Raw genomic sequence first — 24818 nt, forward strand, 5'->3', positions numbered from 1 at the left:
GCGCAAAAGTGCGATCCCGGCCCGCGCCTCGCGCCGAGGGGAGGGGGCGGCCTTACACTCGCCTGCCCGGTCTCATCTGGCTATGGTCCCCACCACAGTTGGTCGCTCGTCGAGCTGGTTGCCCCCCGCCGGCCGTTCGTCAAAGCGCCGTGCTGATCCGGGTTGAACCCAGGCGGGCGCGTAGCCATTCGGCGGCAGGCCCGTGCGGCCGTTGCTTGTGCCAGGCCAGCTCCAGCGCCACCGGCCAATCCCCGGCATCAAACTGCAAATCGGGCATCACCAGGTCGGACGTGGCGGGAGAGGCTGCGATGACGTGATCGGAGGCGAACGCCCAGCCGATCCCATGCTTGACAATCTCCAGGATCACCCAGTGGCTTTCGACCCACCAGACTTCCGCGGCGATCCGAACCTGCGATGGAGACGGAGAGCTGCCGCCAATCAAGTTCTGATGGCTGCCGCTTCCGCGTGCTGATCGCGGTCCTCACCTTCGCCTGCGAATACCTGGTTGCGGGCAGGCCGCATCTCGCTCTCCGGCAGGCAAGGCATCGCTAGCTCGCCACTCACCGGCGAGATCTGCCCTCCTCCCCATATGGTCCGGCATTCGGCACACTTCATTTTCGATCTTGCAATGGCGGGAAGGCAACCAGTCGAGGTGCTCGATCGCGCTGCAGAAGGCGATGCAGAACGGCTCCTTTGCAAGTCTGAACCTGCACTTCCGCGAGGACGGCCTCAATGAGCACATGATTCGCAGCCGTCGAGCATAGCCGTGCCGAGCAACAGTCGGCCGATCGCGGCAGGGATGCGGTAGGGCGGCGGGGATGACGAATTCCAACGCCAAACGGCTGCGCCTTGGCGGCCTCGATGCAACGCGCAAACGAGGGAGAGGAGCAAATCGCTCCGGTACGCGACGGGAAGTTTGTGCGGCCTGGGCTTAAGTCAATCTTCCGATCGGCCGGGACTAAAGACCCAATCGGGGCAGCCCATACCGGCACGCCTCATGTGCCACCACGCCGGCGGCCGCCTGCGATGGATCGACATGTGCGGCCGCAGCAGCTTGGTAGCGGGTTGCAAGCTTCGCAGTTTCCACTTGCGGCTTTGATGTAATTTATCTAAATTGATTTCGCGCATTCAATGAATACAAAGCTTAAAGCGCAATCGTTGCTAGATATATTTAAGCATTGCAGGCAATCTATAGATTGGCGTGCGATCGTATTTCCTGTTGCTGCCGCTGGTGGGCGAGTAAGCAAGGGGGACGTGCCTTGTATGCACCCGACAGAAATCTGTCCCATGGGGACAATGCAAAGCTCATTTTCTCGCCGCTGACCTTCCGCCGGCTCAGTGTCAAGAACCGGCTCTTTCGCTCCAACATTTCCGGCATGTTCGATGAATATAACGGGCATGGCGGGCATGCGCGCCTGAACTGGGAGGAGAAGTTCGCCCGGGGCGGGATCGGCTGCATCATCTCCTCCTTCGTGCCGGTCAGCGTGCGGGGGCGCATCCTCGTGCGCTACGCCATGGTGGATGATGACGACAAGATCCCGTTCTGGCGGGCCGTCGGCGAGCGGGTCCATGCCCATGACTGCAAGTTCCTGATGCAACTGAGCCATTCAGGCCGGCAGCAGGACATGGGAGGCGTCGAGAACCTTTATAATCGTGGGCTCAGCTCCACTGACGACAGCGACTATTTCCATGGCCTGCTCGCGCAGGCCATGACCACGACGGAAATCCGGCAGGTGGTGGCGCAGTTCGCGCAAGGGGCGCGGCGCGCGCGCGAGGCAGGGCTTGACGGCGTGGAGCTGCATGGTGCCAATGGGTATCTGATCAGCCAGTTTCTCAGCTCCGGCATCAACAATCGCACGGATGACTATGGCGGGCCGTGGGAGCGGCGGGCCCAGTTTGTGCTCGATATCGTGCGGGCGATCCGCGCCGAGGTGGGTCCGGATTTTCATCTGCAGATGAAGATCAACGGCGTCGATCACAACGACTGGCTTTATCCCTGGCGGAAGAAGGGCAATACGCTCGACGACACCGTGAAGATCTGCCGCCTGCTGCTGGATGACGGCAAGGGCGTGGACGCCTTCCATGTCTCCAGCGGTTCCACCTTTCCGCACCCGCGCAATCCCGCCGGCGACATGCCGATGCAGGATCTCGCGCGCTGGTATGGCGGCATGCTCGCGCAGGGCACGCGCACCCACTTCAATTATGGGATTTTCCGCAATCCCATCGGCGCGTGGCTGTTCCGCCGCTACTGGGTCTGGCGGCGGGGCAAGACGATCGAAGGCATCAACCTTGCCTATGCCAAGGCGGTTGCCGACGACATCCGGTCCATTGATCCGAGCGTGAAAGTGCTGTGCACCGGCGGCTTCCAGCATGCCGATGCCATTGCGGATGCCATCCGTAGCGGTGCCTGCGACGGGGTGAGCATGGCGCGCCCGCTGGTGGCCAACAACGATCTGCCGGAGATCCTCAAGCGCGCCAACGGGCCGGATCCGGGCAAGGAATGCAGCTATTGCAACCGATGCCTTGTGAATGACCTCGCCAATCCGCTCGGCTGCTACGACCTCAACCGCTTCGAGGGGGAGGATTTCGACACGCGTTATGCGCGGATGCTCAAGGAGGTGATGTCCGTCTTCGAGCCCCCGCTCTATGCGGGATCGCCGACAGCAGTGGCGCAAGGCGGGGCGACGCAGGATGGCCTTGTGGCGGAGGATGCCCATGGCTGAGGCTGACAATGAGCGCCCGACGCCGGTGGAGCGCATCCTCGCCCGGCGGCGCTGGCTGTGGCTGGTGGTGGGGCTGCTGGTGGTTGCCGCGGCCGTCTATTATCTGGTGGCCGTCAATCAGTATGTCATTGCCTATCACGATCCGGATGATCATTTCCGGCACGGCTCCATCGGCAGCGAAACGGCGTCGGGGTTGCCTTACTGGGTCTTCAAGGCTCTGCCGGTGCTCTATGCGGACAAGCTGGGGCCGCAAGGCTATCGCCGGTTTGGCCTGCTCTATGAAGACGAGGTGGTCTTCGACCGGAAGCCCGGGGCCTATGGCCCGGCCCGGCCCGGCCCGCGCGAAACGGATCTGCCCATCGGCTTTTCCCGTCGCGTGGTCTCCGGCGTAGAGCGGGTGTGGATGAACTGTTCGGTCTGCCATGTGGGCACCTACCGGGTGGCGGGCGACCCCACGCGGCATGCCATAGATGGCGCACCCGCCAACAATCTGCGCCTTCAGGCCCTCATCCGCTTCCTGCTGGATGTGGGGCGCGATCCCGGGTTCAATGCCGATAGCCTCATCGCCACCATCCAGAGCCCGGAGGTGGGGGGGAATCTCAATGTCTTCGAGCGGCTGATCTACCGTTACATCGTGTTTCCGCGCGTAAAGGCAGCGCTGCTGGAACTGGGCACCCGGCTGGAGTTCGTCTACCGGCAGGAAGACTGGGGGCCAGGGCGGGTGGACACGTTCAACCCCTACAAGGCGATCCAGTTCAACTTCCCCATGGGGCCGGACTATATCAGCGATACCGCGCTGAACGGCTCCTCGGATTATCCCGCCATCTGGCGGCAGGCCCCGCGCGAGGGCATGAACCTGCATTGGGACGGCAACAATTCCTCCGTGGCCGAGCGCAATCTCAGCGCCGCACTGGGGGCGGGCGTGACGCCGACCACCGTGGACCGCCCGGCCATCGGACGCATAGAGAGCTGGATGTGGCGCCTGCCGCCGCCGCGCTTTCCGGATTCGGCGCGCATCGACGCGACGAAGGTGGAGACGGGCAGGCGGCTGTTCTCCGCTTATTGTGGGGAATGCCACGGGCAGGGCGCGCCTGCCGCTGCCGGCGGCTATGATTACGATACCCGCCGCCATCCCCGCCTGGGGCAAGTGGAGAAGCTGGAGGATATCGGCACGGATCCCGGCCGCTGGGCCTCCTACACCCGCGAATTCTCCGCCGGACAGAACCTGCTCTATGCGGGCTATCCCTGGCGCTTCAAGCATTTCCGCAAGACCGGCGGCTATGCCAACCACCCGCTCGACGGCATCTGGGCGCGTTCGCCCTATCTGCACAACGGCTCCGTGCCGACGCTGCGCGATCTGCTGGAGCCGAGCGCCAGCCGGCCGGCGGTGTGGTTCCGGGGCGGGGAGGAGTTCGACCTCGAACGCGTGGGTTACAAGACCGACGCGGCGTCCGGCAGCGATCTGTTCCGCTATGACACCAGCCGGCCGGGCAATGGCAATGCCGGCCATGAGGGGCGGCGCTACGGCACCGAGCTTCCCGCATCCGAGAAGGATGCGCTCGTCGAATATATGAAGACGCTATGATCGAGCCGCAGAGCCTCACCAAATGGAAGGTCCGGCATGCGATCCTGGTGTGGATCGGCATCGTGCTGAACCTCGGCTTCGTTCTGCCGCTGCTCATCTGCCCGTCCTGGCTGCTGGCGCTGTTCGGCGTGCCGGATGATCCCAGCCTGTGGCCTCGTTTCGCCGGCCTTCTGCTGGGCATTCTCTCGGTGTTCTACATTCCCGCCACCATCGACATCGACCGCTACCGGCTGATCGCGTGGCTGGCGGTGTTTCCCTCACGCACGTTCGGCGCGGTGTTCTTCACGCTCGCGGTGCTCGTTTTCGGCCAGCCGGCCGGCTATCTGGCCGGGGTGGCGCTGGACGCCAGCATCGGCGCTGCCACGCTCTATTGCCTCATCCGGATCGTGCGCCTGGAGGCGAAGATCGCGCAGGGGGGCACGCCATGAGATTGCTGTTCTGGCGCTCAATACTTGTGCTGCTGGTCGGCCTCGTGGTGCTGGCGGCGGCGGCGTGGCTGCTGCTGTTGAGGCCGGTGGCGCAGCCGGCCACCAATGATCCCGCACGCCTCTTCAACCACGGCTCCATCGGCAATGAGGAGACGCAGGGGCTGCCCTACTGGATCTGGCGCGTGCTGCCGACAGTGTTTCCCGACCTTTTGCCGCGCGGGCAGGATGGCTATGGCGCCATCGGCATGTTCTGGGAGCCGGGTGCGGAACTGCCGGTGGGCTTCTCGGTGATGACGCTGGGGGTGATCCCGCGCGTCGCGCCCAATTGCGCCTTTTGCCATCAGGGCAGCTATCGCATGAGCCGGGATCAGCCGGCGCGGCTGGTGAGCGCAGGCGCAGGCGGGCGGGTGGACCCGCAGGCCTATATCCGCTTCCTGATGCGCGCCGGCACGGATCCGCGCTTCACCTCCGAGCGGCTGATGGCCGAGATCCGGGGCATCTACGCCATGCCGCTGTGGGAGCGGGTGCTCTATCGCTATCTGCTGATCCCTGCCACGCGCTCGGCCTTGCGCGATCAGGCGCAGCGCTTTGCCTGGATGGCCAACCGGCCCGACTGGGGACCGGGCCGCATCGACCCGTTCAATCCGGTGAAGTTCTTCAATCTCGGCCTGCCCGATGACGGTACCATCGGCAATTCCGACATGATGCCCCTGTGGCGCCTGAATACGCTGGACCCGACACCACAGCGCCGGGCGGCGCTGCACTGGGACGGGCTCCAGGCCGATCTGCACGAGACGGTGGTATCGGGAGCCGTAGGCGACGGAATGACCTACAAGAGCTATCCGCGCGCGAAGGAGACGCTGGCGCGGATGGAGGACTTTGCGCGTCTTCAGGCGCCGCCGCCCTCGCCCTTCTCGGCGTTGAGGCCGGAGGACGATCCCTATCACGTGCCGGCGGCGGCGGTGGAGCAGGGCAAGGCCATCTACAAGGCCGAATGCGCGAGTTGCCATGAGGCTGGCGGCGCGCGCCTGCGCACGGTGATCCCCATGGTGGAACTGGGCACCGATCGGCACCGGCTCGACATGTGGACGCCGGAGGCGCTACGCCGCTACACCGCCTATGAGGCAAGCTACCCCTGGGGCTTCCGCCACTTTCAAAAGACTGACGGATATGTGGCCACCGAACTGACCGGCCTGTGGCTGCGCGGACCCTATCTGCACAACGGATCGGTGCCGAACCTGAGGGCGCTGCTGGCACCACCCGCCGAGCGCCCGGCGCACTTCTATCGCGGCTCGGACCTGATCGATGCTGCGAACGGAGGCTTCGTGAGCGCGGCGGATGATCAGCCCATCCGCCTCTCGCGCTACGACACCACGCTGCCGGGCAATGGCAATGGCGGACATCTGTGGGGCACCGGCCTGCCACCCGCCGAGCGCGAGGCCTTGCTCGCCTATCTGAAGACGCTGTGAGGTCGCGCACGAGGGGAGGGAGCCATGGCGAAGTCGAAGGGCCGGATCAGACGCATCCTTGTGTGGAGCGCGCTTTGCCTTGCCGGGCTGGTGATCGTCATTGCCGTGGCCGGCCTTCTGGTGGTGCGGAGCATCATCGAGGCCGACACCGCCGCCTTCGGCACCAAGCCGGACGAAGCGAAGATCGCAAAGCGCACGCCGCAGAGCCTGCCGGCCTCCTCCGCCCCTTACTTCGCTGCCATGGACAAGGGGCTGCTGCTGCCGCCGGCGCCGGGGCAGCCCTATCCGCCGGAAATCCTGCAGATAGCGACCGATCTCCATCTCCCGCCGGAAGAGGTGCGCCTTGCCGCCATTCGCGGCCAGAACAGCTGGATCGTCTGGACCGGCGGCAATGACCGCTTCTGGAACTATGCGGCACTGAACACCTTCGGTGCGTTCGACCTTCTGAAGACGGTGTCCTCGCATCCGAGCCAGGACTATGGCCGGCACAATCGCTGGCGCTATCTGGGGCTGGTCAACGAACCCTGCTTCCGCCAGGCGGAGGGGCCGGACGAGACGCGTTTCGGCCTGTGGCTCGACCGGCGGGCCGAAGGCTGCGAGGGCGGGGCGGACCCCTTCGGCGGCAATGCGGAAGCGGACAAGGCCTATCCGGGCGTTGCCATCGGCGCGCGCGGCAAGCCTCTGGTGAGTGCCGGAACAGTAGGTGGTGGAGGGACAGGCGCGAAGACGTTTCCCGTGGGGTCCTTCTATGGCGAGCCGTCGGGCGTCATGGGGCTGCGGCTGTTTCCCAATCCCGATTTCGACGAGGCGGCCCAGAAGCGCTGGGATCCGGTGCGCTATTATACGGACGACAAATATTACAACGACGCCACGCTTGTTCGACCCTATCGGGTGGGCATGTCCTGCGCCTTCTGCCACGTGGGGCCGAACCCCATCAAGCCGCCGCGCAATGTGGAGGAGCCCCGCTTCGAGGAGCTGACCTCGAACCCCGGCGCGCAATATTACTGGGTGGACCGGATTTTCTTCTGGAACACCGGCCCCCGCAAACAGCCGGGCGTGCCCGCGCCGAACGAGGGCAACTTCCTGTTCCAGCTCTTCCACACCAACCCGCCCGGCTCGCTGGACACATCGCTGGTGTCCACCGATTACATGAACAATCCGCGCACCATGAATGCGGTCTACGAGGTGCGAGCGCGCGTGGGCATTGCGCTCAATAAGGGGCAGGAGCGGCTCAAGGGCGGGGAGACCGACAACAAGCAGTTTCAGGACTATGCCCAGACCCGCGCGCTCGCCGGCTGGTGGGATCCCGGGAGCGGCCTGTCCGGCTCCATGCGGGTGCTGAAGGATGGCTCGGATTCCGTGGGCACGCTGGGCGCGCTCAACCGCGTCTATCTCAACATCGGCCTGTTCAGCGAGGAATGGCTGCTGCACTTCCGCCCCTTCGCGGGCGGCCGCAAGATCTCGCCCATCAGGATCTCCGACGCCAAGCTCCAGTCGGTTTACTGGAATGCCACCGAGGATCGCACCGCCGATATGGCGATCTTCTTCCTCGTCACCGCGCGGGCCGACCGGCTGAAGGATCTGCCGAAGGACATCGCCCAGCCGCCCGCGGCGAATCCCGCCCAGCTTGATCGCGGCAAGGTGGTGTTCGCGCAGAATTGTGCCGCCTGCCATTCCAGCAAGCAGCCCGAGCCGCCGCTCAATGCGGGCGTGGACACCGGCGTGTGTGCCGGTGGCGGGGCCGGGCCGCAGTATCGTGAATGCTGGGATCGCTACTGGTCATGGGCTCAATCGGACGAGTTCAAGCGCGGCATGATCGATCTCGTCACCGAGAAGGTGCGTGTCGATAACGAGGGCTTTCTGGAGAACAATTATCTCTCCACCGACCGGCGCGTGCCGCTTGACATTCTGGGCACCAACGCCTGCACGGCGGTGGCCACCAATGGTCTCTCAGGCGACATCTGGGACAATTTCACGTCCAGCACCTACAAGACCCTGCCGCCGCCGAAGGAGGTCACGGTTCATCATCCCGTGTCGGGTGCGGCCATGCCGTTCCGGCCGCTGGGCAACGGGCGCGGCTATATCCGGCCGGCCTCGCTGGTGAGCGTGTGGAGCTCTGCGCCCTATCTCGCCAACAATTCCGTGGGCCATGACGATTATTTCGACCGGCCCTATTCGGCGGCCTATGGCGGCTATGCGGGTCCCAAGGCTGCGGATCAGAAGGCGGCGGATCAGAGGGCGGCCATGCAGCCGACTGCGGCCGGCACCGTGCCCGCGCCGGTTCCGGCCGGCGGCTATACCACCAACTATGTGGGCAGCACCGCTTGCCCCGCCGCTGATGTGAACGATCCGGACATGCCCTGCGTCGCCAATCGGCTGGCGCTGTTCGATCGCTCGATCCGCCAGATGCTCTGGCCGGAGACGCGCCGCCGCGACAAGCTCACCACCGAACCGGTGCCGGGCTATATCTATCGTACCTCGGCGCCCTCCTGCTTACAGCTGCCGGCTGGCTTCATGCCGCCCGTGGTGAAGCGCTTCGGCGGCGTGCTCCATTCGGTGGCGGGCTGGGCATTCGATGAGGACGGAGGCGTGCATATCGGGCCGTTCCCATCGGGCTTTCCGATCAACACCCTCACCAACACCAAGCTGCTGCCCGACAATGACGAGCCCGACGTCTGGCGGCATTACGTCCGGCTTATCAAGGCGGGCCCCGGCCTCATCAAGACCTTCGCAACGCTCGGCGGAACCTGCACGCCAGCGGACCTTGCCAATCCGGAGGTGGACGCGCGGGCAAAGGAGGTGGTGGCGCAGTCGGGGCTCATCGATACGCTGGTGGGCCTGAGCAAGTGCCCGGACTATGTGGTGAACGGCGGCCACGAGTTCGGTGCCGGGCTGAGCGCCCCGGACAAGGAGGCGCTGATCTCCTTCCTGCGAACCCTCTGATGCCCATGGATGGCGCCGCACGCTTCGATTATGTGATCGTGGGCGGCGGCTCTGCCGGCGCGGTCCTCGCCGCGCGGCTGGCGGAGGCCGGCAGCCGCGTCCTGCTGCTGGAGGCGGGCGGTGATCCGCTGGCGCCGCCGCCCGAGACAAGCGCCTCCAAGATTGATCCTGCGACCAATATGCCGTCCCGGCCGCTGGCGCCGGATTACAGGGTGCCGGCCTTCCATGCCTTCGCGTCCGAAAATCCCGGTATCTCGTGGGACTATTGGGTCCGCCATTATGCGGATGACGCGCAGCAGCGGAAGGACTGGCGCTACAGCGCGGCTGAAGACGGCGTGCTCTATCCCCGGGTGCGGGCGCTGGGGGGATGCTCGGCGCACCATGCCCTCATCATCGTGCGCCCCAATGATCTGGACTGGAACCATATCTGGCAGCTCACCGGCGATGACAGCTGGCGGGCCTCGAACATGCTCGGCTACTTCCGCCGCATCGAGCGCTGCCGCTATCGCTTCTTCGGCTGGCGCTGGATGTGGCGGCTGCTGGGCTGGGATCCCACCGGGCACGGCTGGAACGGCTGGCTCAGCACCGAACATGCCGTACCCCTGCGCGCCCTGCGTGACCGCAGCCTGCGGCGCGGCCTGCTCAATTCCATTCGCGCGGCGGCGGACAGCTTTCGCGGCGGCGAGCTGGAATGGGAAACCACACGGCTCGATCCCAATGAGGTGCGCTGGTGGAACCCCTTCGCCAGCGGTGTGCGGCAGGTGCCGCTCTCCACCCGCCGACATGCCCGGCACGGGCCGCGCGAGCGCTGCGAGGAGGTGCGCCGGCGCTTTCCCGAGCGGCTGGAGGTGCGCCTTCATGCGCAGGTGCAGCGCGTTCTCGTGAGCGGCACCCCGCCTCGCGCCGAGGGCGTGGTCTATCGCCAGAACGGCATCGAACATACGGTGCAAGCGGGCCGGGAGGTGGTGCTGTGCGGCGGCGTGTTCGAGACGCCGAAACTGCTCATGCTCTCGGGCATCGGCTGCCCCGCGCAACTGACACGGCACGGCATCGCGCCGGTGGTGGACCTGCCGGGCGTGGGCGCCAATCTGCAGGACCGCTACGAGATCGGCGTGGTGAGCCGCATGAAGCGTCCGTGGCAGATGCTGTCCAGCGTGACCTACAGCACGCACGATCGCTTCTATCGCCTCTGGAGCTGGTTCGGCCTCGGCAACTATGCCAGCAACGGCGTGCTGTTCTCGCTTGCGCTGAAATCGCAACCGACGCTGGCGGTGCCGGACCTCTACTGCTTCTCGCTGCTCGCGGATTTTCGGGGCTATTACAAGGGCTATTCCGAGCGCATCCGCAAGCCGGACTATCTCTCCTGGGTGATCCTGAAGGCCTACACGGGCAACAGCGCCGGCCATGTGCGCCTGCGCTCGGCGGACCCCGACGCACAGCCGGAGGTGCAGTTCCATTATTTCGAGGAAGGCAACGGCCCGGCCGAGGATCTGGATGCGGTGGTGGCGGGCATCCGTTTCGTGCGCAAGGTGGCGGATGCCATGGATGACGAGGTGGCCGAAGAGGAGGAGCCGGGCCGCCAGCGCGACAGCGATGAGGCGCTGCGCGACTATGTGCGCGCCAATGCCTGGGGCCATCATGCCTGCGGCACCTGTGCCATGATGCCCCGCGCCGAAGGCGGGGTGGTGGACAGCGCCTTCCGGGTTTATGGCGTCGAGGGGCTGCGGGTGGTGGACGCCTCCATCTTTCCGCGCATCCCCGGCTATTTTCTCGCTACGCCGGTCTACATGATCGCCGAGAAGGCGGCGGATACGCTGCTGCTGGGCAGATGATCTCCTCGCCGGGCCGTCCGTGTCCGGCAACGCACCCCAGGCGGAAGGAACTTCCGCTGTCCGCATTCATCGTCTATCGACGGCATGAAGCCGTGCGCAGCCTCCCGCCGCGGACGCAAGGACAGGCGGAGCCGGTATGACCGACGTAACCGACGCGGTGCTGGGACGCATGGAGCGTCTCGAATGGCTGATGAGCCAGGCGGCGGCGGCTCAGGGCGCCTCCGCGCTGGTTGCGGAAGACCTCCTGCTGGAAGAGCAGATCCGCAAGTTCGGCCCGACCTTCCTCGCCAAATACAACACGCATCTGTTTTCGCAGGCCTATGAGGATGCCGCGATCTCGGAAATCTTTGCCAGGATCGGCACGCGGCACAAAACCTTCATCGAGATCGGCGTGGAGGACGGATCGGAGAACACCACGCGCCTTCTGCTCATGCTGGGCTGGAAGGGAGTGTGGATCGAAGGCAATGCCGGCTTCTACAATCGCATCACCGACACCTTCGCCAATGAGATCGCCTCCGGCCAGCTGCAGGCCATCCATGCCATGGCCGAGCCGGACACTGTTCAGTCGTTGATCGACAGCGCCAATCTCGGCCCGGAAGTGGACTTGCTCAGCGTCGATATCGATCAGCACACCTCCCATGTCTTCCGGGCGATCCAGACATCGGCCCGGGCCGCCTGCGTCGAATACAACGCCCATTTTCCCCCGGCGGTGGACTATGAGGTGCCCTATGTTCCGGGGGCGGCCTGGAACGGCACCAACTGGTTCGGCGCAAGCCTCAAGCGGCTGGAGGTCATTGCCGCCGGGAAGGATCTGTCCCTCGTGGGGTGTGATCTCATGGGCATCAACGCCTTCTTCGTGCGCAACGATCTGACGGAAGATCGTTTCCCCAAACCGTTCACCGCCGGCCATCATTATCAGCCGCCCCGCTATCAGCTGATCCGGCCCCACCGGGGGCATCGGAAGCTGTCGGGCGAAGAAGCGCGCACGATGCCGCGATAGCCGCCCCGCCGGAGTGGGAGCGCAGGGGAGGGGCTACTGGGCCTCCTCGACCTCGAAGACATGGAACCGGACGCCGCCATTTTCGAACGTGGCGACGGTGCGAACCGCGCGCGCATATTTCAGCAGCGTGGCGCGCGCCTCATCCTCGCTGGGGCCATTGCTGCCCGCGATGACAGCAATGTCGCCCTTGGTCAGCCCGTCGCGCAGTGTGGGATAGGTTTCTCGCGACGTGACCAGCGCGCGATCCGTGAACGAGGCCAGCACGCTCCAGATGAAATAGAGCTGCGGGTCGGCGCGATCATAGAAGAGGCTCGGCAGCTTCCCGTTCGAAACCTCCACGATCCGCGCATGGACGGCGCGCACGGCGCGGTCGTCGGCAAAGTGTCCGGGATTGAAGGCGCTCAGAAGCCCGATCAGAACCATGGCGGCGATGGTGGCGCGGACCTTCGAGATGGCGAAGCTGGCCGCCAGCAGCAGGCCCATGAGAATGCCGAGCGTCGGCATGGAGAGGGAGACGTAGCGGGAGAGCCCGGCCCCGTCGCCGATCCATACGCGCACCAGGAAAGCGGAGCCGAACACCACGAGCGTCATCGCGACCATGCCGCGGAACTGGCTGCGAAACAGCAGGATGCCGAAGGCGATCATGCTGAATGGCGCAAGGATGGTGGAATGCATGCCGTCGCGGGACAGCAGCCAGAGCTTTCCGGTCACTTCGCCGGTGAACATGACGCCATAGAGGCCCACCACCGCCCACAGCCAGAAGGTTTCAAACCGCGAGGTCGTGCCCCGGAACCGTTTCGCCGCCAGTCCGACGGCGGCACCGACCAGGGCTGCGAGGGGCACGGTGATCCAGTAGCCGCGCGCGACCAGCGCGGCGAGCTGCGCGTTCCAGCCGGAGACGTTGGCCTGGACGACGCCGATCTGCTTCATGATGAAGAAGAAATCACCGCCGTGCAGCACCACCATCAGGGTGCCGAACAGGGCCTGGGCGATGAGGGCGCCGATGGTGCCGCAGATCACCACCCGCAGCAGATGCTTGCCCCAGTCACGCAGTGACCGGGCGTTCTGGACGACGAAGCCGGAATAGATGAAGAGCAGGGGGAAGACGATGGCCGATGCCAGATGCACGAAGATCATGCAGGTAGCGAAAAAGCCGGCGGCCACCGTCATGAGACTGCGGCGGCTTTCGTTCCGCGCGGCGGTCAGGCAGGCGAGGGTGAGCATCTCATAGGTGAGCACGCCCTTGTCCACATAGTCCCAGCCGATGGAGCGCAGGAAGTAGAAGTCTGTGGCCAGCAGGAGCGACACCGAGACTGCCACGCGAAGTGGCATATAGGTGCGTACGACATAATAGAACGACAATATGATCGCCGTGTAGCACACGCCGATATTGAAGGTGAGTTTATAGTAGTTGTCGCCCGATATGAGGTAGAGGAAATGGCCGGGCAGGAAATAGGCCAGGCGGGTCCCGATATAGGCATTTCCCGGCCAGATGTAATGGTCAGAAAACTGGAAGAGGTGGTGGAAGTAGCCATAGTACATCCACACGTCCCAATCCCCCTGGGGATTGGTCAGCCAGATCGGTGCAAGGGCGAACAGCCCGAAGGGAATGAGGAGCAGAAGCAGCCCGAACATCCAGGTCTGGGGGGCCGCTTTCGGGGAACTGTCCTGCTGCATCATGCCGACTATACCGATACCAGATTGTTGTCGCGCCCGTTTCGGCGATAGCCGCCGATCGAAACCCTACGAACGGGTGCCCGTCACGTCCTTCACCAGGTGCGCGACGTTGCGCGCGAATGCCTCGCCGGAGAAGTCGTGCGCCCGCGTGCGGGCAGCACGCATCATCTGCTGCATGGGCTCTGCCGCGTCGGGTGAAAAGATCTCCTGCGTCAGGCGGGCGAGGCCGTCCGGTGAATTGTAGAGAAAGCCCGTCTTGCCGTGGGTGATGATCTCCGCAGGTCCACCAACGTCGAGGGCGCAGGGGATGGCGCCTGCGGACATGGCCTCCACGACGCTGATGCCGAAATGCTCCGCCCGGCCGGGTTCCTCCGCGAGGTCCACGCCAAGGCCGGTGCCGTGCCAATAGACGGTGGCATCGGCATAGAGCCCGTTCAGTTCCTCGGCCGAACAGTTGACATGGAAATGGATGGGATAGCCCTGCGCGGCGGCCTGCAACTGCGCCAGATAGTCGAGGTTCGTCGTGTCCGGAGTCACGGAGCCGGCGAGATGGAACTCCACCGGCTCGCTGAAGCGATGGCAGATGGATTTGAACGCCTCGATCAGGACATCATGCCGCTTCGAGTGTCCGCCCACGAAGAAGCGACCGACAGTGAGGATGTGCCGCTTTTTCTCTCTCTCTCCCGCATGAAGCAGCGGGACTGGCGGGGCGAGAATGCGCACGGTCGGCGGACGCAGCTTCAACTCTCGCAGAGCCGCATAGATATGTGTGGCCGCATAGAGGGAATAGACCGCGATCGTACCGTAGCCGGCCAGCCTCTGCATCTCCGCGCCGGTCGGCACGCCGTTCTGCCGGAAGGGGAACTGGCACAGGAAGATGCAGGTTTTTCCGCGGGCGGCGACGGGCGGAATGATGTGATTGCCCATGGCCACCATGAGATCGGGGGATGGGCCGGCAAGAAATTCCTCTTCCGAAGCCAGCTTGAGACGGGACAGGTCCACCTTGAGCTCTCGCCCCAGATTCAGCAGGCGCAGGCGGCTGTATCTGTGACGCGTGACTACCGTCACCTGGTACTGGTCGGAAAGCGCATTCGCCAGTTCCAGCAGATAGCGCTCGCCACCGCCGGGGGTGAGTGCATAAGGCGTGTATAGAAACGCCGTCGGGGCCTCTGTGCCTGCGGTCTCCGTCTGCGACGGCGGGTGATCCGGCGCGGTGCTGCTGTGCCCGTCGGCTACGTCAGGAGCCGCTTGCCAGCGCGCCCGGAGCTTCTCGCGATTGAGCGTGGCCAGCAGACTGTCGCGCGCGTCGGCGTCAGGCTCGCTGCCGGCCTTCCCCTCAGGGATGACGACCCGCGCCTGCGGATTATCCAGCAGCGTGCGCCCCAGTGCCCGAACCTTCAGGAACAGGTCCGCATCCTCGCAATAGATCGGCTCGTAGGAGAGATCGAAGCCGCCGGCTTCCAAAAACAGGTCCCGCGACAGCAGCAGCGCCGGGGCGCTGGCGGTTCCGTCCCAGCCCTCCGGCAGCAGCTCCGACAGGCGATCCTGTGCTTCCGTTCCATGCCTCTCTGCCGCTTTGCCGCCATTCGGGGCGAGAAGCGCAGGGCGAACCACACCGACTGCCGCATCCGTTTCCGCCGCTGATACCAGAGCCTCCAGCCATTCCGGCTGCACCCAGGCCCTATTGTCGAGCAGGCAGAGGAAGCGCCCCGTCGCCGCTTCGGCGGCTATGTTGAGCGCTTCGCCCCGGAAGCGGTCACAGCCGATCTCCAGCAGGCGCACGCCCGCGCCGAGACGGCGCAGCGGCGCCAGGGCGTCAGGATCGCTGCCATTGTCTGCGATGATGATTTCGTAGGTGCGGTTGCGGGTGTGCGTCCAGATCTGCCGGATGCATTCCAGCGTCCACGGCACGTCATCGCGATTGACGATGAGAATCGAGACTGCGGGCCGGGTCTGGCTGCACCAGCGTGCTGCCGGCATCAGGACGGGGCCCGGCACGATGTCGGGCGCGCCGGGAACGCTGAGCTTCTGGGTGTGGTGCGCAAAGCGCAGGGAGGCAGCCTGTTGAGCCCGGAAGCCGCCCGCGACCATCGTCTCCAGCGTTCCCCGCCATTCCGGCCGCCGGTAGCCTTGTTTGAGGGCCGCAGTCCCCAGATCCCGCGCCTCGGGCTCGAGGATGGCGTGCCGGAACAGATCCACCGCGACTCCCAGATCATCGGGAGGGAAGTACCAGATCAGGTCGCCGGCATGGGCTCGCACCACGGGCAGATCGGACGCAAGACACAGCTTGCCGTACAGCAGGCTCTCCGCCACCGGCAGTCCGTAGCCCTCGCTGATCGAAGGGAAGGCGCTGAACAGGCACGCGCCATAAAGGCCTGCCACCTCCGCGTCGGAGAGGCCTTCGGCAACGAGGATCTTTCCGGATGCGAACAGCTCCGCCAGGGCGGGATCCTGCCCGGCGAGCCCGAGATCGTCGCGTCCGGCCAGGACCAACTGCGGCACCCGCTCCGCGCCGAGGCGCGCGACCAGTTCGTGCCAGATGCGGCACAGGAAGAGCTGGTTCTTCCGCCGGTCGATGGTGCCCACGCAGAGCACGAAGCCGTCCGTACTCACCTTGGCGGCCCGCGGCCCGCGCGTCATCAACGCGTCCGAACGGGGCTCCAGTGCCCGCTGCCCATAGGTGACAAGCTCGAGAACCGCCTTGCTCTCCAGCCGCGCGAGGGCCGCCCAGCGCAGGATCTGGTCGCGTACGAAGGGGGTCGAGACGAAGATGACGTCGGCGGTCTGCACAACGGTGCCAAGCCACTCCTCGAACGAGGTGGCATAGGCGTCTCCTACCAGATCCGGCCGTTCGATCGGGATGATGTCGTTGATGAGAACGCTGAACGTCACGCCCTGGCTGGACAGCTTGCGGAACAGGCCGATGAAGGGAGCAGCCCAGATCAGGCCGGTGAAGAACACATGGTCGCCCGGCTGCGGCGTCCGGAACGCGCCTTGCGCAGGGTCCTCCATGGCGGGGAGCAGCGCATCGGCCGGCAGCCCCAGATGCTTCGCCAGACCGCGCAGGGCCTCCGGACGCTTCTCCTCGATCAGTCCCGAGGGGCTTCCGCCCATCACGCACGGGATGCAGTCCTGCGGTCCCTTTCGGGAGGCAAGGAACAGCTCCATGGAGACCTTGCCGACGCCGGTCAGATGATCGTGCGTCTCCAGCCAGTCGAGCGTATCGCCGATATAGAACCAGAAACGTCCGGCAGGCTCGTTTGCCTGCTCCGCGCGCGCCTGCATCAGGGCACGGCCCTCGCCATGGCGCAGGAAATGCACGAGCGGATTGGCGCCTGTGGCGGCAAGCTCGGGGTGGGCCGCCAGATACTGCCGGGCATTGAACGCCTGGCTGGGCGCGCGGTCTTCCGTGCCGCCAAAGGCCAGATAGTGGCTCAGGGCATCCATGCCGGAGCGCGACACATCGGGATAAGTCGCCAGATACCAATCGGGATCGAACAGGCCCGATCCCGCGATCAGCTCATAGTCCTTGATGCGGCGACGAAGCTTGGCTCCGACGATAGGCAGGAAGCGACGCAGCCGTCGCATTTCTGTCGGCAACTTCACACTGATACGCCCCTGAGCCCTGACGCCCCACCGCCCACCAATTCACGTGCACCCAGCGTGATGCTGCCGCTCCAATAGAAGCGGCCATGGTACAGTAAAACCATATATGAGGTGCACTGCATTGTCAGCCATTATCGGCGTTCTGCAATATTATCCATCATTTACGTAATCAGGTCGGTAATGGCTGCATAGGCGGCCGAGCCCGGCGGGACCAGCAGCAGGTCCACGAAGAACCCGGTCTCCGGGGCGAGATCCGTCACGCAGCGCCTGGCGAGCGCCGGGAAGGTGATGGGCTTCAGCGTGAAATTGCCATTGTCCATGATCAGGGCCTTGTGCGGCAGTTTGGACAGACGATCCACGAAGGCCGCGACGTCCTCGCCGGCCGCCGACATGCCATGGGGCCAGAACTCCAGAATGAAGGAGGTTTCGGCCATGATCGGCGCCAGTGTCCGGCTTGCACCCCGCAGGATCTTTGGCTCGCTGCCCTGCGTGTCGCTCTTGAGCAGGCAGGGGCCGATGGCGCGGCCATCGAAGAACTCGTCGAGAGTCACCATGGGCACGGAGATAGCGGCGCGCCCCTGCTCGGAGGCGTAGATGCGATGATCTCCCTGGTTCGTGTCCGACAGATGAAGGGAGATCGAGCCGCTGGTATCGGACACCGCCATTTGCAGCAGGCGCATGTTCTCGTCCACGGCCCCGACGTTCCGTTGCAGCAATGCGAAATTCTGCGGCTCGGGCTCGAAGGCATAGATGTCGCTGCCCGCGGGCATCACGGCCTTGGCGAGGCGCGCGTACCAACCGATGTTGGCGCCAAGGTCCAGGAAGGTGTCGTAGCAGCCGAGCAGCCGGCGCACGATTTCCGTTTCCAGCGCCTCCCAGGTGCCGCTCTGGTTGATCTGGGTCGAGATGTACTGGTCGACGGCCTTGCCGTGGGTGTGGAACAGATATGGCGCCAGACCGGGCAGTCGGATGACCCGGCCTAAAGCGGAGGCTGCCCCTTCCGCCGCTGCCGTCGCCGTCATGGGGGCTGCTTCCGCCGGCGGGCGGGTGGTCAGTCCGGTCAGGCCGGGACGGGGAGGCTCGTAATGGGTCTCGGCATCGAAGGGCGCGAGAAAGCGGTCGCTCACCTCATCCTTGTGGACGAAGAACGCGGTGCTCCCGTGCAGGTCGCAGCCGACGAGACAAAGCCCCTTGGCGCGTCCGATCTCCTCGATCACCGTCAAGGAGCCGCCGAAATGGTTGCCATTGGCGGTGGCCTCGGGATCATAGCTCACTTCCCAGGACAGGCCGGGCGGGATGGAGGCGTTATAGGCCACGCAGACCACCCGCGCCTTCAGGCGCAGCGCCCGCCAGATATGGGTGTCGTTATAGCCCTCGCCGAGCGACAGGAATTCGACGTCCGCATCCGCCAGTTGCTCCTCGATGAGAGCGTTCACCGTCTGCACATTGGCGCGCGCGTTCACGATACGCAGTCGCCCGGCGTCCACATAGGCGGCCATGTGGAGCCCGGCCGCCTCCGCTTCCTCGGCGCAGAGGCAGACCCAAAGCCCGGTCCATCCCGTTTCGAGCAGCAACCGCGTGTTGCACGTCACGCCGGACCCCGCGCCGATCTCCACGAAGATCCGGGATCGTGTGCCGATGCGGCGGTGGATCTCCGCGATGAAGGCGTCCTCGAAATGCAGGGAATGCATGCGCGTCGCCACCTGCGCGAGATGCCGGGGATCGCTCCTGCGTTGCGCGATGAGGCTATCCACGTGGGCGCTCATGGTTTCCGTCGGGGCCGGGAGAGAGCGGGAAGAAGACGACATCATTCGCAGCTTTCATCTTCGGATGAGCGTATCGCTCGACCCCCTCTCACCTCGCGGCTCAAGCCGGGGATGAGTAGAAGATCATTTCTGGTCGGTCATGTGAACGCTCATACCACGGTCGCAGCCTCTCAGCGTCGGTCGGCGCGGCGTTGCAGGAACATGCTCAGGGATGTCCATCGCATGCCGTCGCGTCGCAGCACGATATGCGCGCTCTTGTTGAGGAATTTCGTGCCCGTGAGATCCACGGGATAGTCCACGTGCGACTGGGAAATGGAAAGGTCCAGCTCGCCGCCCACCAGTTGCAGTTTGGGGTGGCTGAGGAAGATGTCCCTGATCTCTTCGAGCCGGAAGTATTCCTTGTCGGATCCATCGGACAGGATCATCTCCGTGATGATGCAGGCCACGCCGCCCGGCTTCAGCACACGCGCCATCTCATCGACGGAACGCCGCTGAATCTCGCGCGAGCCGAAATGCTCGATGGAGGACAGGGTGAAGATGAAGTCGAAGGTCCGATCCGGAAAGTCCAGCTTGTCTCCACCCATGCGCAGGACTTCGAGGCGATCCTTGCGATAGGGAAAGGGCGCGAAGGAATCCGGGTCGGCCAGCATGGCCGGCGTGCCCTCATGATACGCGTTGTCATAAAGGTCTGTGGCGACCATCTTCTTGATGTGGTTCGTAAAATAATAGAGCGGTGGCTCGGATCCGGCGCCCACGGACAGCGCGACCGCATTCTCATGGACGACGCCGAGCTGCCTCAGCCCCTGAATGCAGATGGCGTATTCCCATGCCTTGCGGTGGATGCAGATGGGCTGATGCATGCTGCGCATGATGTCGGTGAGCGTGTTGCCCGGCTCCCAGTCGGAGATGTCGGGCAGGCGGTTCAGGGATGGCCGGGAGCGCTCGCGCATCAGATCGTCGGGCACCACCTCCACCTCCGGACGGAGGGGCTGCAGCTGGCTGCCGCTGCCATCCGGCCCTGCCGGAGCCGGAGGGGCTGCCTGCGGCTCGATGGGCACCAGTTCCCCGATCGGCTCCGCTCCAGCACGCTCGGACAGCAGGCGCCTTACGTTGGACACCACCATTTTCTTCAGGCGTGAGGTCATGAAGTGCGCCACATGCTGTTTGGTGAAACGATCGAACTCTGCGAGGCCGACCTGCATCCTGTCCAGTCTGATGGCCCCGCCCGCCGCCAGGCCGTCGAGATCTTCCGCGATCTCCAGCAGGGCAGCGCTCAGGGCGGCCGTGTCGCCCGGCGGCACAAGGCGTCCGAGCCCGTCGACCACATAGGGCATGTTGCCGGCCGCATAGCCGACGGGGATCGCGCCGGCCCGCAGCGCCTCCACCACCGGAACGCAGAAGCCTTCATGATAGGTGGGGAGCAGGAGAATGTGCGCGCGCTCATAAAGCGCGTGCAGGCGTGGATTGTCGGGGCTCAGCTCGAAGACGACCGCCCGTTCCAGCCCCCGCTCGCTGATCATGGCGCGACAGCGGGCCAGATAGGCGGGATCAGATTGCGATGCGTTCGAGGCCACCGTCAGAATGGCTGCCGGGAAGCGGCGATGCACCTGCGAGAACGCCTCGATGGCGTCCAGAAGCCCCTTGGATGTCACCGCCCGCCCGACAAAGACGAGATGCAGAGGCCGGTTTATCTTGCCGGCGAGGTCGCCGAGCGGGGGATCATCCACCGCATTGGGCATCAGGTCGATGCGCGCTTCGTCCATCCCCAGCTCCACAAGGGTGCTGGCATTGTATTCGCTCGCCGCCCAGAGCCGATCCGCATGCCGGAAGTTATGAACCTGCGTGAATGACTTCTTGATCACCGGCAAATGCTGGGGCGGCAGGAATTCCGCTGGCGTGATGTTCTGGAAATAGCAGATCTGGATCGCATGCCCGTTGCCCACCAGACAGGCATCGAACAGCGGATGGTAGATACCGAAATTATAAATGATCACGTCGGCTTGCAGAAAGGCCGGGTGCCGCAGCATGGCGGCCGCATCACCCAGAATGACGGCACGCATGTCGCTGTAGTCACACCACCCCGTGATCAGAGTGACTTCAAAATTCTCGAAGGATTTGAAGTAGGTGTGGAGGTTTCTGACGATATTGGAAATGGCATCGTACTTGACGATCACCGATGCGACGAGGACGATCTTCTTTTTCATGCGCGCGCCTCCGCCGCAAGACGGGGCTGCGCGTTCTGCCAATGGACCTCGGCTTGCGAAAGCAGGTCGGCAATGGCCGTGGACATGCGTTCGCGGCTGAAGTGCGCCTCATAGCGGCGGCGGCCGGCTGCCCCCATGGCCGCCCGCAAACCGGCATCGTTGAGCAGCTGCACGAGAGCGGCCCGCAGCGAGCCCGCGTCTCCCGGCTGCGCCAGGAGGCCGGTCTCGTTTTCGGCGATCACGTCGACCATGCCGCCGACCTTGCAGCCGATGACCGGCTTCGAGAACATCATCGCCTCCACGAAGACGAGGCCGAAGCTCTCGTAGCGCGAGGGGGAAACGAACACGTCGCACGCATGGAAGAAGCCGCGCAGTTCCTCTTCCCCAACCTCGCCGTGGAAGCGGATCCGGTTGCTCAGGGCCGCAGGCAGGCCCTTGTCCTCGAAGTCGCGCCGATAGGGCCGGCCATTGAGGCCGGGTATGGTGTCATTGCCCACGATGTCGATCTGCAGTCCGGGATAACCCGCCAGCAAGGCCGGTGCGATCTCCAGCAGGACGTCGATGCCCTTGCGGATCTCCAGCCGCCCGACGAATAGGAGCCGCAGCTCGACGCCCGGCTCCGCAGGCGGCGGCGCGATGCGCGGCATCGGCACTACGTCCTGCATGCCCAGCGGCACGACCGCGGAGCGGCCGGTGAGGTCGAGTTCATAGGCCTTTTCCACATCCCGGCCGATGGCCGGGCTGATGGCGTGCACGGCATCGCAGGTTGCGATGAGTTCGCGCTCAAGAGCCAGCATGGGCTGGCCGAAGCCGCGCATGAACTCCTGATCCTGAACCTTGTCCTCGTGGGATTCGAGCCAGAAGGCCATGGTGGTCTGCAGGCCGACCACGAGCGGATAGGCCCGCTCGCGCAGCACCGCAGCGCCCTCGCAATCCCAGATGACGGCATAGACGGCATCGACCGGCTTGCGCCTGTTGATCTCGCGCACGCAATTGAGGCGGGTCTGGCACGCGCGCCAGATGTCGACAGGGATGGGCCCATCGACGGTTTCCGGCAAAGGACCCTCCAGCGCCTCCGGCACGAGGCGATGCACCCATACCCCGTCCTCGAAATCCACGCGGCTCTGGTCGCCGACCAGCGTGACGACGTGGATCTGGTGTCCCTGCTGGGCAAGGCCGATCGCCAGTTCGTGCACGTAGCGTCCCACGCCGCCCACGGGGCCGGGCGGATATTCCCGGCTGAACAGGCAGTAGGTCTTGCCGCTGGTGCGCGAGGCCGGGTCCAGATAGGGGGTGAAGGCCGGGGGCTCTTCATCCCCTGCGCGCGGCTTCAGGAAAGCGCGCTTGTCCGCCAGTCCCCGTTTCAGGCCGGCCTCGAAGGCCTCTTCGGCCTCCCGCTCGAAACGCTCCCGATCGAGCGCGGTGAGATGGCCCTCCGAGAGGGCCCAGTCGCAATCATTGCGGCGATCCTGCACGTAAGCCGTCCACTCGTCCACCGCAGCGCGAACCGAGTGGTAGCCATGGCGATGCACCAGACAGAAATACAGCTTGTTCTTCAGGATGGAGAACCAGGAGCGCAGCACCTTGGCTTCGTTCCGCAGATCGCTGGATCTGTACTTGTGATGCACATAGGCGCCGTCCAGCTGAGCAATGGCCCATCCGGCGTCGATGAGACGGCAGATCACATCGGTCTCATCCAGATAATAGTCGAACTCCTCGTCGAAGCCGCCGACCTCCAGCAGGGCCTGGCGCCGGAAGGTACTGTTCGCGCCGAGCAGATGCGGGAAATTGTAGGAACGCGGGAAATTGAACTCGCCGGCCGCCCGTTCCCAGCTCAGGTTCGGCCGCCCCATGCGGTCCACCGTCCCGTAGCGCCACTGGAGCTGCATGCCGGTGTAATCATAGACGAAGCCGCCGGCGCCACCGACCTTCGGCGCCTCATAGGCGGCCACGATCTGAGTGAGCCATTCCGGCTCCGGCACCGCGTCATCGTCGAGGAAGGCGACGATGTCCCCTGACGCGAGCGCAATGCCGATATTGCGAGAGATGGAGAGATTGCGCTCAGGATTGGAGGCCACCTTCAGCGGAAGGGGCCATCCCTCTGTCAGTTCGCGCGTGCCGTCCAGTGTCGGACCGCAGACGATGCAGACCTCGAAATCGCGGTAGTCCAGATGCTTGAGGCTCTCCAGAGTGATCTGGAGACTATCGCGCCGGCCATCCGTGCAAATGACTATGGAAACCGTAAAAGCCATCGCCCCATCCGCCCCCGGAGCATGTTCGTGTTTCATGGACACGCGAACACGCTCCAACCATTTGATAGAGAACGTCTTGCGGCTTTGACTGCATCGCGATCAAAGCCCGACGTGCCCCAGGGTTGTGACCCGCTACGCCTTGCGCGCGCTCATTTCCAGTTCGAAGCACTTGCCGTTCCTGCGCCCCTCCGCGATCAGCTGGACATCGGCAAATCCGGCTTCCTCCAGCGTCTGCCGCAGGCTGTCCGGGCTGAACATGTTGAAATGGAAATCGCCCTGATATTCCTGGCCGCCGTAGGTGACTTCGCGATAGTCTTCGAAAGACACCTCGCCATCGGCCATCGCCTTGGTCATGGCCAGGGAGTCGGGAACGATCGCGCGGAACGCACCGCCCTTCTCGAGCAGGGAAAACCAGTAGGGCAGCAGGCGGCGGCGCAGGTCTTCGTGCGAGAAATGCTCCAGCACATGGGCGGAGAAGATTTCGGCGACACTTCCCGGCACAAACGGCATTTTGTCGAGGCGCGCCTGCACGTCGACGCCCGGAAGCTCCCGCGCATCCACATTCACATAATCATCGAAGGGTACGTGGCCGCATCCCATGTTCACGCGCAGGCCCTTCGCAGTCAGGGCCTCGACGCGCTTGGGATCGAGAACCTTCGGCTCTTCGAGCGCCTGGGTCGCGGGACCGTTCCCCAGCGAAACCTCGAAGAGAATTTCCTTGCGCATGAATTCCAGCCGCTGCCAGACCTCGCCGATCGACGACCAGTGGCGCGCGGCGATCTGCTGGAGATCCGTGACAGCGGCGCCCTGTCCTTCCACGGCCTCGATCCGGCGGCTCAGATCGGCCAGCGCCGTGCCCTGACGCTGGAGGTCATGCCCGAAGGCACCGACGGAAGACACCGCGTTCAGGAACGCAGGAATGTGCGTGGACCAGGCTTCTTCGTTTCTCGCCTGAGCTGCGCGGGCGCGCTCCGAATCGCCTCGCGCCTCGATCTGAGCTTCGAGCGCGGTGATCTGCGCGCGCGCCTGCGTGAGCTTCGCGTCGATACGGGGCAGTCTGAATATGCCGGTGGTGAGGCGAAGAAGGTAGCCCACAACAGGGAATTTCAACAATTTCCGCCATGTCGTCTTGAGCAACTTCTTCATATCTCATCGCCTGGAAGGAGTTTTACGTGCGGACTGCCAAGTTCATGTGTGCATAATAGATGGCGCGCCGAACCTGCACACGAGAAAAGCAGCACGGTCAACACGTTTACAGTCAGCGTCCATGACGAAAACGCCACCTCTTATACGTTGGCGATGTGATAGCCCAATCGGCTGGTAACTTCCAGCC

At 64.6% G+C, this 24818-nt stretch carries 13 protein-coding genes and 1 pseudogene; 7 read left to right on the top strand and 7 right to left on the bottom strand.

What is annotated here, in order from left to right; all coding sequences use genetic code 11:
• Positions 1-139: 139 nt before the first annotated feature.
• Positions 140-406, bottom strand: a pseudogene (locus IEW24_RS12075) (LysR substrate-binding domain-containing protein); the annotation flags it as partial.
• Positions 407-1259: 853 nt separating this feature from the next.
• Between IEW24_RS12075 and IEW24_RS12080 the strand changes: the two are divergent.
• The 7 genes from IEW24_RS12080 (at position 1260) to IEW24_RS12110 (ending at position 11980) form a co-directional block, all read left to right on the top strand.
• Positions 1260-2723, top strand: coding sequence for an NADH:flavin oxidoreductase (locus IEW24_RS12080; RefSeq protein WP_188578875.1), 1464 nt, complete (start codon positions 1260-1262; stop codon positions 2721-2723).
• Positions 2716-4308, top strand: a complete 1593-nt coding sequence (locus IEW24_RS12085) for a c-type cytochrome (RefSeq protein WP_188578877.1) — start codon at positions 2716-2718, stop codon at positions 4306-4308. Before IEW24_RS12080 ends, IEW24_RS12085 begins: the two co-directional genes overlap by 8 nt.
• Complete coding sequence (locus tag IEW24_RS12090; protein WP_188578879.1) at positions 4305-4736, top strand: hypothetical protein; 432 nt, start codon at positions 4305-4307, stop codon at positions 4734-4736. Before IEW24_RS12085 ends, IEW24_RS12090 begins: the two co-directional genes overlap by 4 nt.
• A complete protein-coding gene (locus tag IEW24_RS12095) occupies positions 4733-6205 on the top strand; it encodes a c-type cytochrome (RefSeq protein WP_188578881.1) in 1473 nt (490 codons plus the stop codon). The genes IEW24_RS12090 and IEW24_RS12095 overlap by 4 nt, the downstream gene beginning before the upstream one ends.
• A 24-nt stretch (positions 6206-6229) precedes the next feature.
• Positions 6230-9148 carry a c-type cytochrome gene (locus IEW24_RS12100; protein WP_188578883.1) on the top strand — a complete coding sequence of 973 codons (2919 nt, stop codon included), beginning with the start codon at positions 6230-6232 and terminating at the stop codon, positions 9146-9148.
• Complete coding sequence (locus tag IEW24_RS12105) at positions 9148-10980, top strand: GMC family oxidoreductase (protein WP_244644345.1); 1833 nt, start codon at positions 9148-9150, stop codon at positions 10978-10980. Before IEW24_RS12100 ends, IEW24_RS12105 begins: the two co-directional genes overlap by 1 nt.
• A 136-nt stretch (positions 10981-11116) precedes the next feature.
• Positions 11117-11980, top strand: coding sequence for a hypothetical protein (locus IEW24_RS12110; RefSeq protein ID WP_188578886.1), 864 nt, complete (start codon positions 11117-11119; stop codon positions 11978-11980).
• Between the two features lie 33 nt (positions 11981-12013).
• Here the strand turns inward: IEW24_RS12110 and IEW24_RS12115 are convergent, their stop codons facing one another.
• The 6 genes from IEW24_RS12115 to IEW24_RS12140 form a co-directional block, all read right to left on the bottom strand.
• Positions 12014-13615 carry a hypothetical protein gene (locus IEW24_RS12115; protein WP_188578888.1) on the bottom strand — a complete coding sequence of 534 codons (1602 nt, stop codon included), beginning with the start codon at positions 13613-13615 and terminating at the stop codon, positions 12014-12016.
• Between the two features lie 108 nt (positions 13616-13723).
• Complete coding sequence (locus IEW24_RS12120) at positions 13724-17245, bottom strand: glycosyltransferase (RefSeq protein WP_188578890.1); 3522 nt, start codon at positions 17243-17245, stop codon at positions 13724-13726.
• A gap of 179 nt (positions 17246-17424) precedes the next feature.
• A complete protein-coding gene (locus IEW24_RS12125; RefSeq protein WP_188578892.1) occupies positions 17425-19029 on the bottom strand; it encodes an FkbM family methyltransferase in 1605 nt (534 codons plus the stop codon).
• Positions 19030-19199: 170 nt separating this feature from the next.
• Positions 19200-21233 (bottom strand): glycosyltransferase, encoded by a 2034-nt coding sequence (locus IEW24_RS12130; protein WP_188578894.1) that lies wholly within the window; start codon positions 21231-21233, stop codon positions 19200-19202.
• Positions 21230-23521: a glycosyltransferase gene (locus IEW24_RS12135; protein ID WP_507762630.1), complete on the bottom strand. Its 2292-nt coding sequence runs from the start codon at positions 23519-23521 to the stop codon at positions 21230-21232. The genes IEW24_RS12130 and IEW24_RS12135 overlap by 4 nt, the downstream gene beginning before the upstream one ends.
• 96 nt (positions 23522-23617) lie before the next feature.
• Positions 23618-24631 (bottom strand): class I SAM-dependent methyltransferase, encoded by a 1014-nt coding sequence (locus tag IEW24_RS12140; protein ID WP_188578898.1) that lies wholly within the window; start codon positions 24629-24631, stop codon positions 23618-23620.
• Positions 24632-24818: the final 187 nt, after the last annotated feature.

The sequence above is a fragment of the Azorhizobium oxalatiphilum genome, assembly GCF_014635325.1.
Lineage (GTDB): Bacteria > Pseudomonadota > Alphaproteobacteria > Rhizobiales > Xanthobacteraceae > Azorhizobium > Azorhizobium oxalatiphilum.

What these genes read in the sequence shown, in the direction of transcription:
- IEW24_RS12085 (WP_188578877.1), top strand. Translation starts at nt 2,716, where the DNA reads ATGGCTGAGGCTGACAATGAGCGCCCGACGCCGGTGGAGCGCATCCTC.
- IEW24_RS12090 (WP_188578879.1), top strand. Translation starts at nt 4,305, where the DNA reads ATGATCGAGCCGCAGAGCCTCACCAAATGGAAGGTCCGGCATGCGATC.
- IEW24_RS12095 (WP_188578881.1), top strand. Translation starts at nt 4,733, where the DNA reads ATGAGATTGCTGTTCTGGCGCTCAATACTTGTGCTGCTGGTCGGCCTC.
- IEW24_RS12100 (WP_188578883.1), top strand. Translation starts at nt 6,230, where the DNA reads ATGGCGAAGTCGAAGGGCCGGATCAGACGCATCCTTGTGTGGAGCGCG.
- IEW24_RS12105 (WP_244644345.1), top strand. Translation starts at nt 9,148, where the DNA reads ATGCCCATGGATGGCGCCGCACGCTTCGATTATGTGATCGTGGGCGGC.
- IEW24_RS12110 (WP_188578886.1), top strand. Translation starts at nt 11,117, where the DNA reads ATGACCGACGTAACCGACGCGGTGCTGGGACGCATGGAGCGTCTCGAA.
- IEW24_RS12115 (WP_188578888.1), bottom strand. Translation starts at nt 13,615, where the DNA reads ATGTTCGGGCTGCTTCTGCTCCTCATTCCCTTCGGGCTGTTCGCCCTT.
- IEW24_RS12120 (WP_188578890.1), bottom strand. Translation starts at nt 17,245, where the DNA reads ATGCGACGGCTGCGTCGCTTCCTGCCTATCGTCGGAGCCAAGCTTCGT.
- IEW24_RS12125 (WP_188578892.1), bottom strand. Translation starts at nt 19,029, where the DNA reads ATGAGCGCCCACGTGGATAGCCTCATCGCGCAACGCAGGAGCGATCCC.
- IEW24_RS12130 (WP_188578894.1), bottom strand. Translation starts at nt 21,233, where the DNA reads ATGAAAAAGAAGATCGTCCTCGTCGCATCGGTGATCGTCAAGTACGAT.
- IEW24_RS12135 (WP_507762630.1), bottom strand. Translation starts at nt 23,521, where the DNA reads ATGAAACACGAACATGCTCCGGGGGCGGATGGGGCGATGGCTTTTACG.
- IEW24_RS12140 (WP_188578898.1), bottom strand. Translation starts at nt 24,631, where the DNA reads ATGAAGAAGTTGCTCAAGACGACATGGCGGAAATTGTTGAAATTCCCT.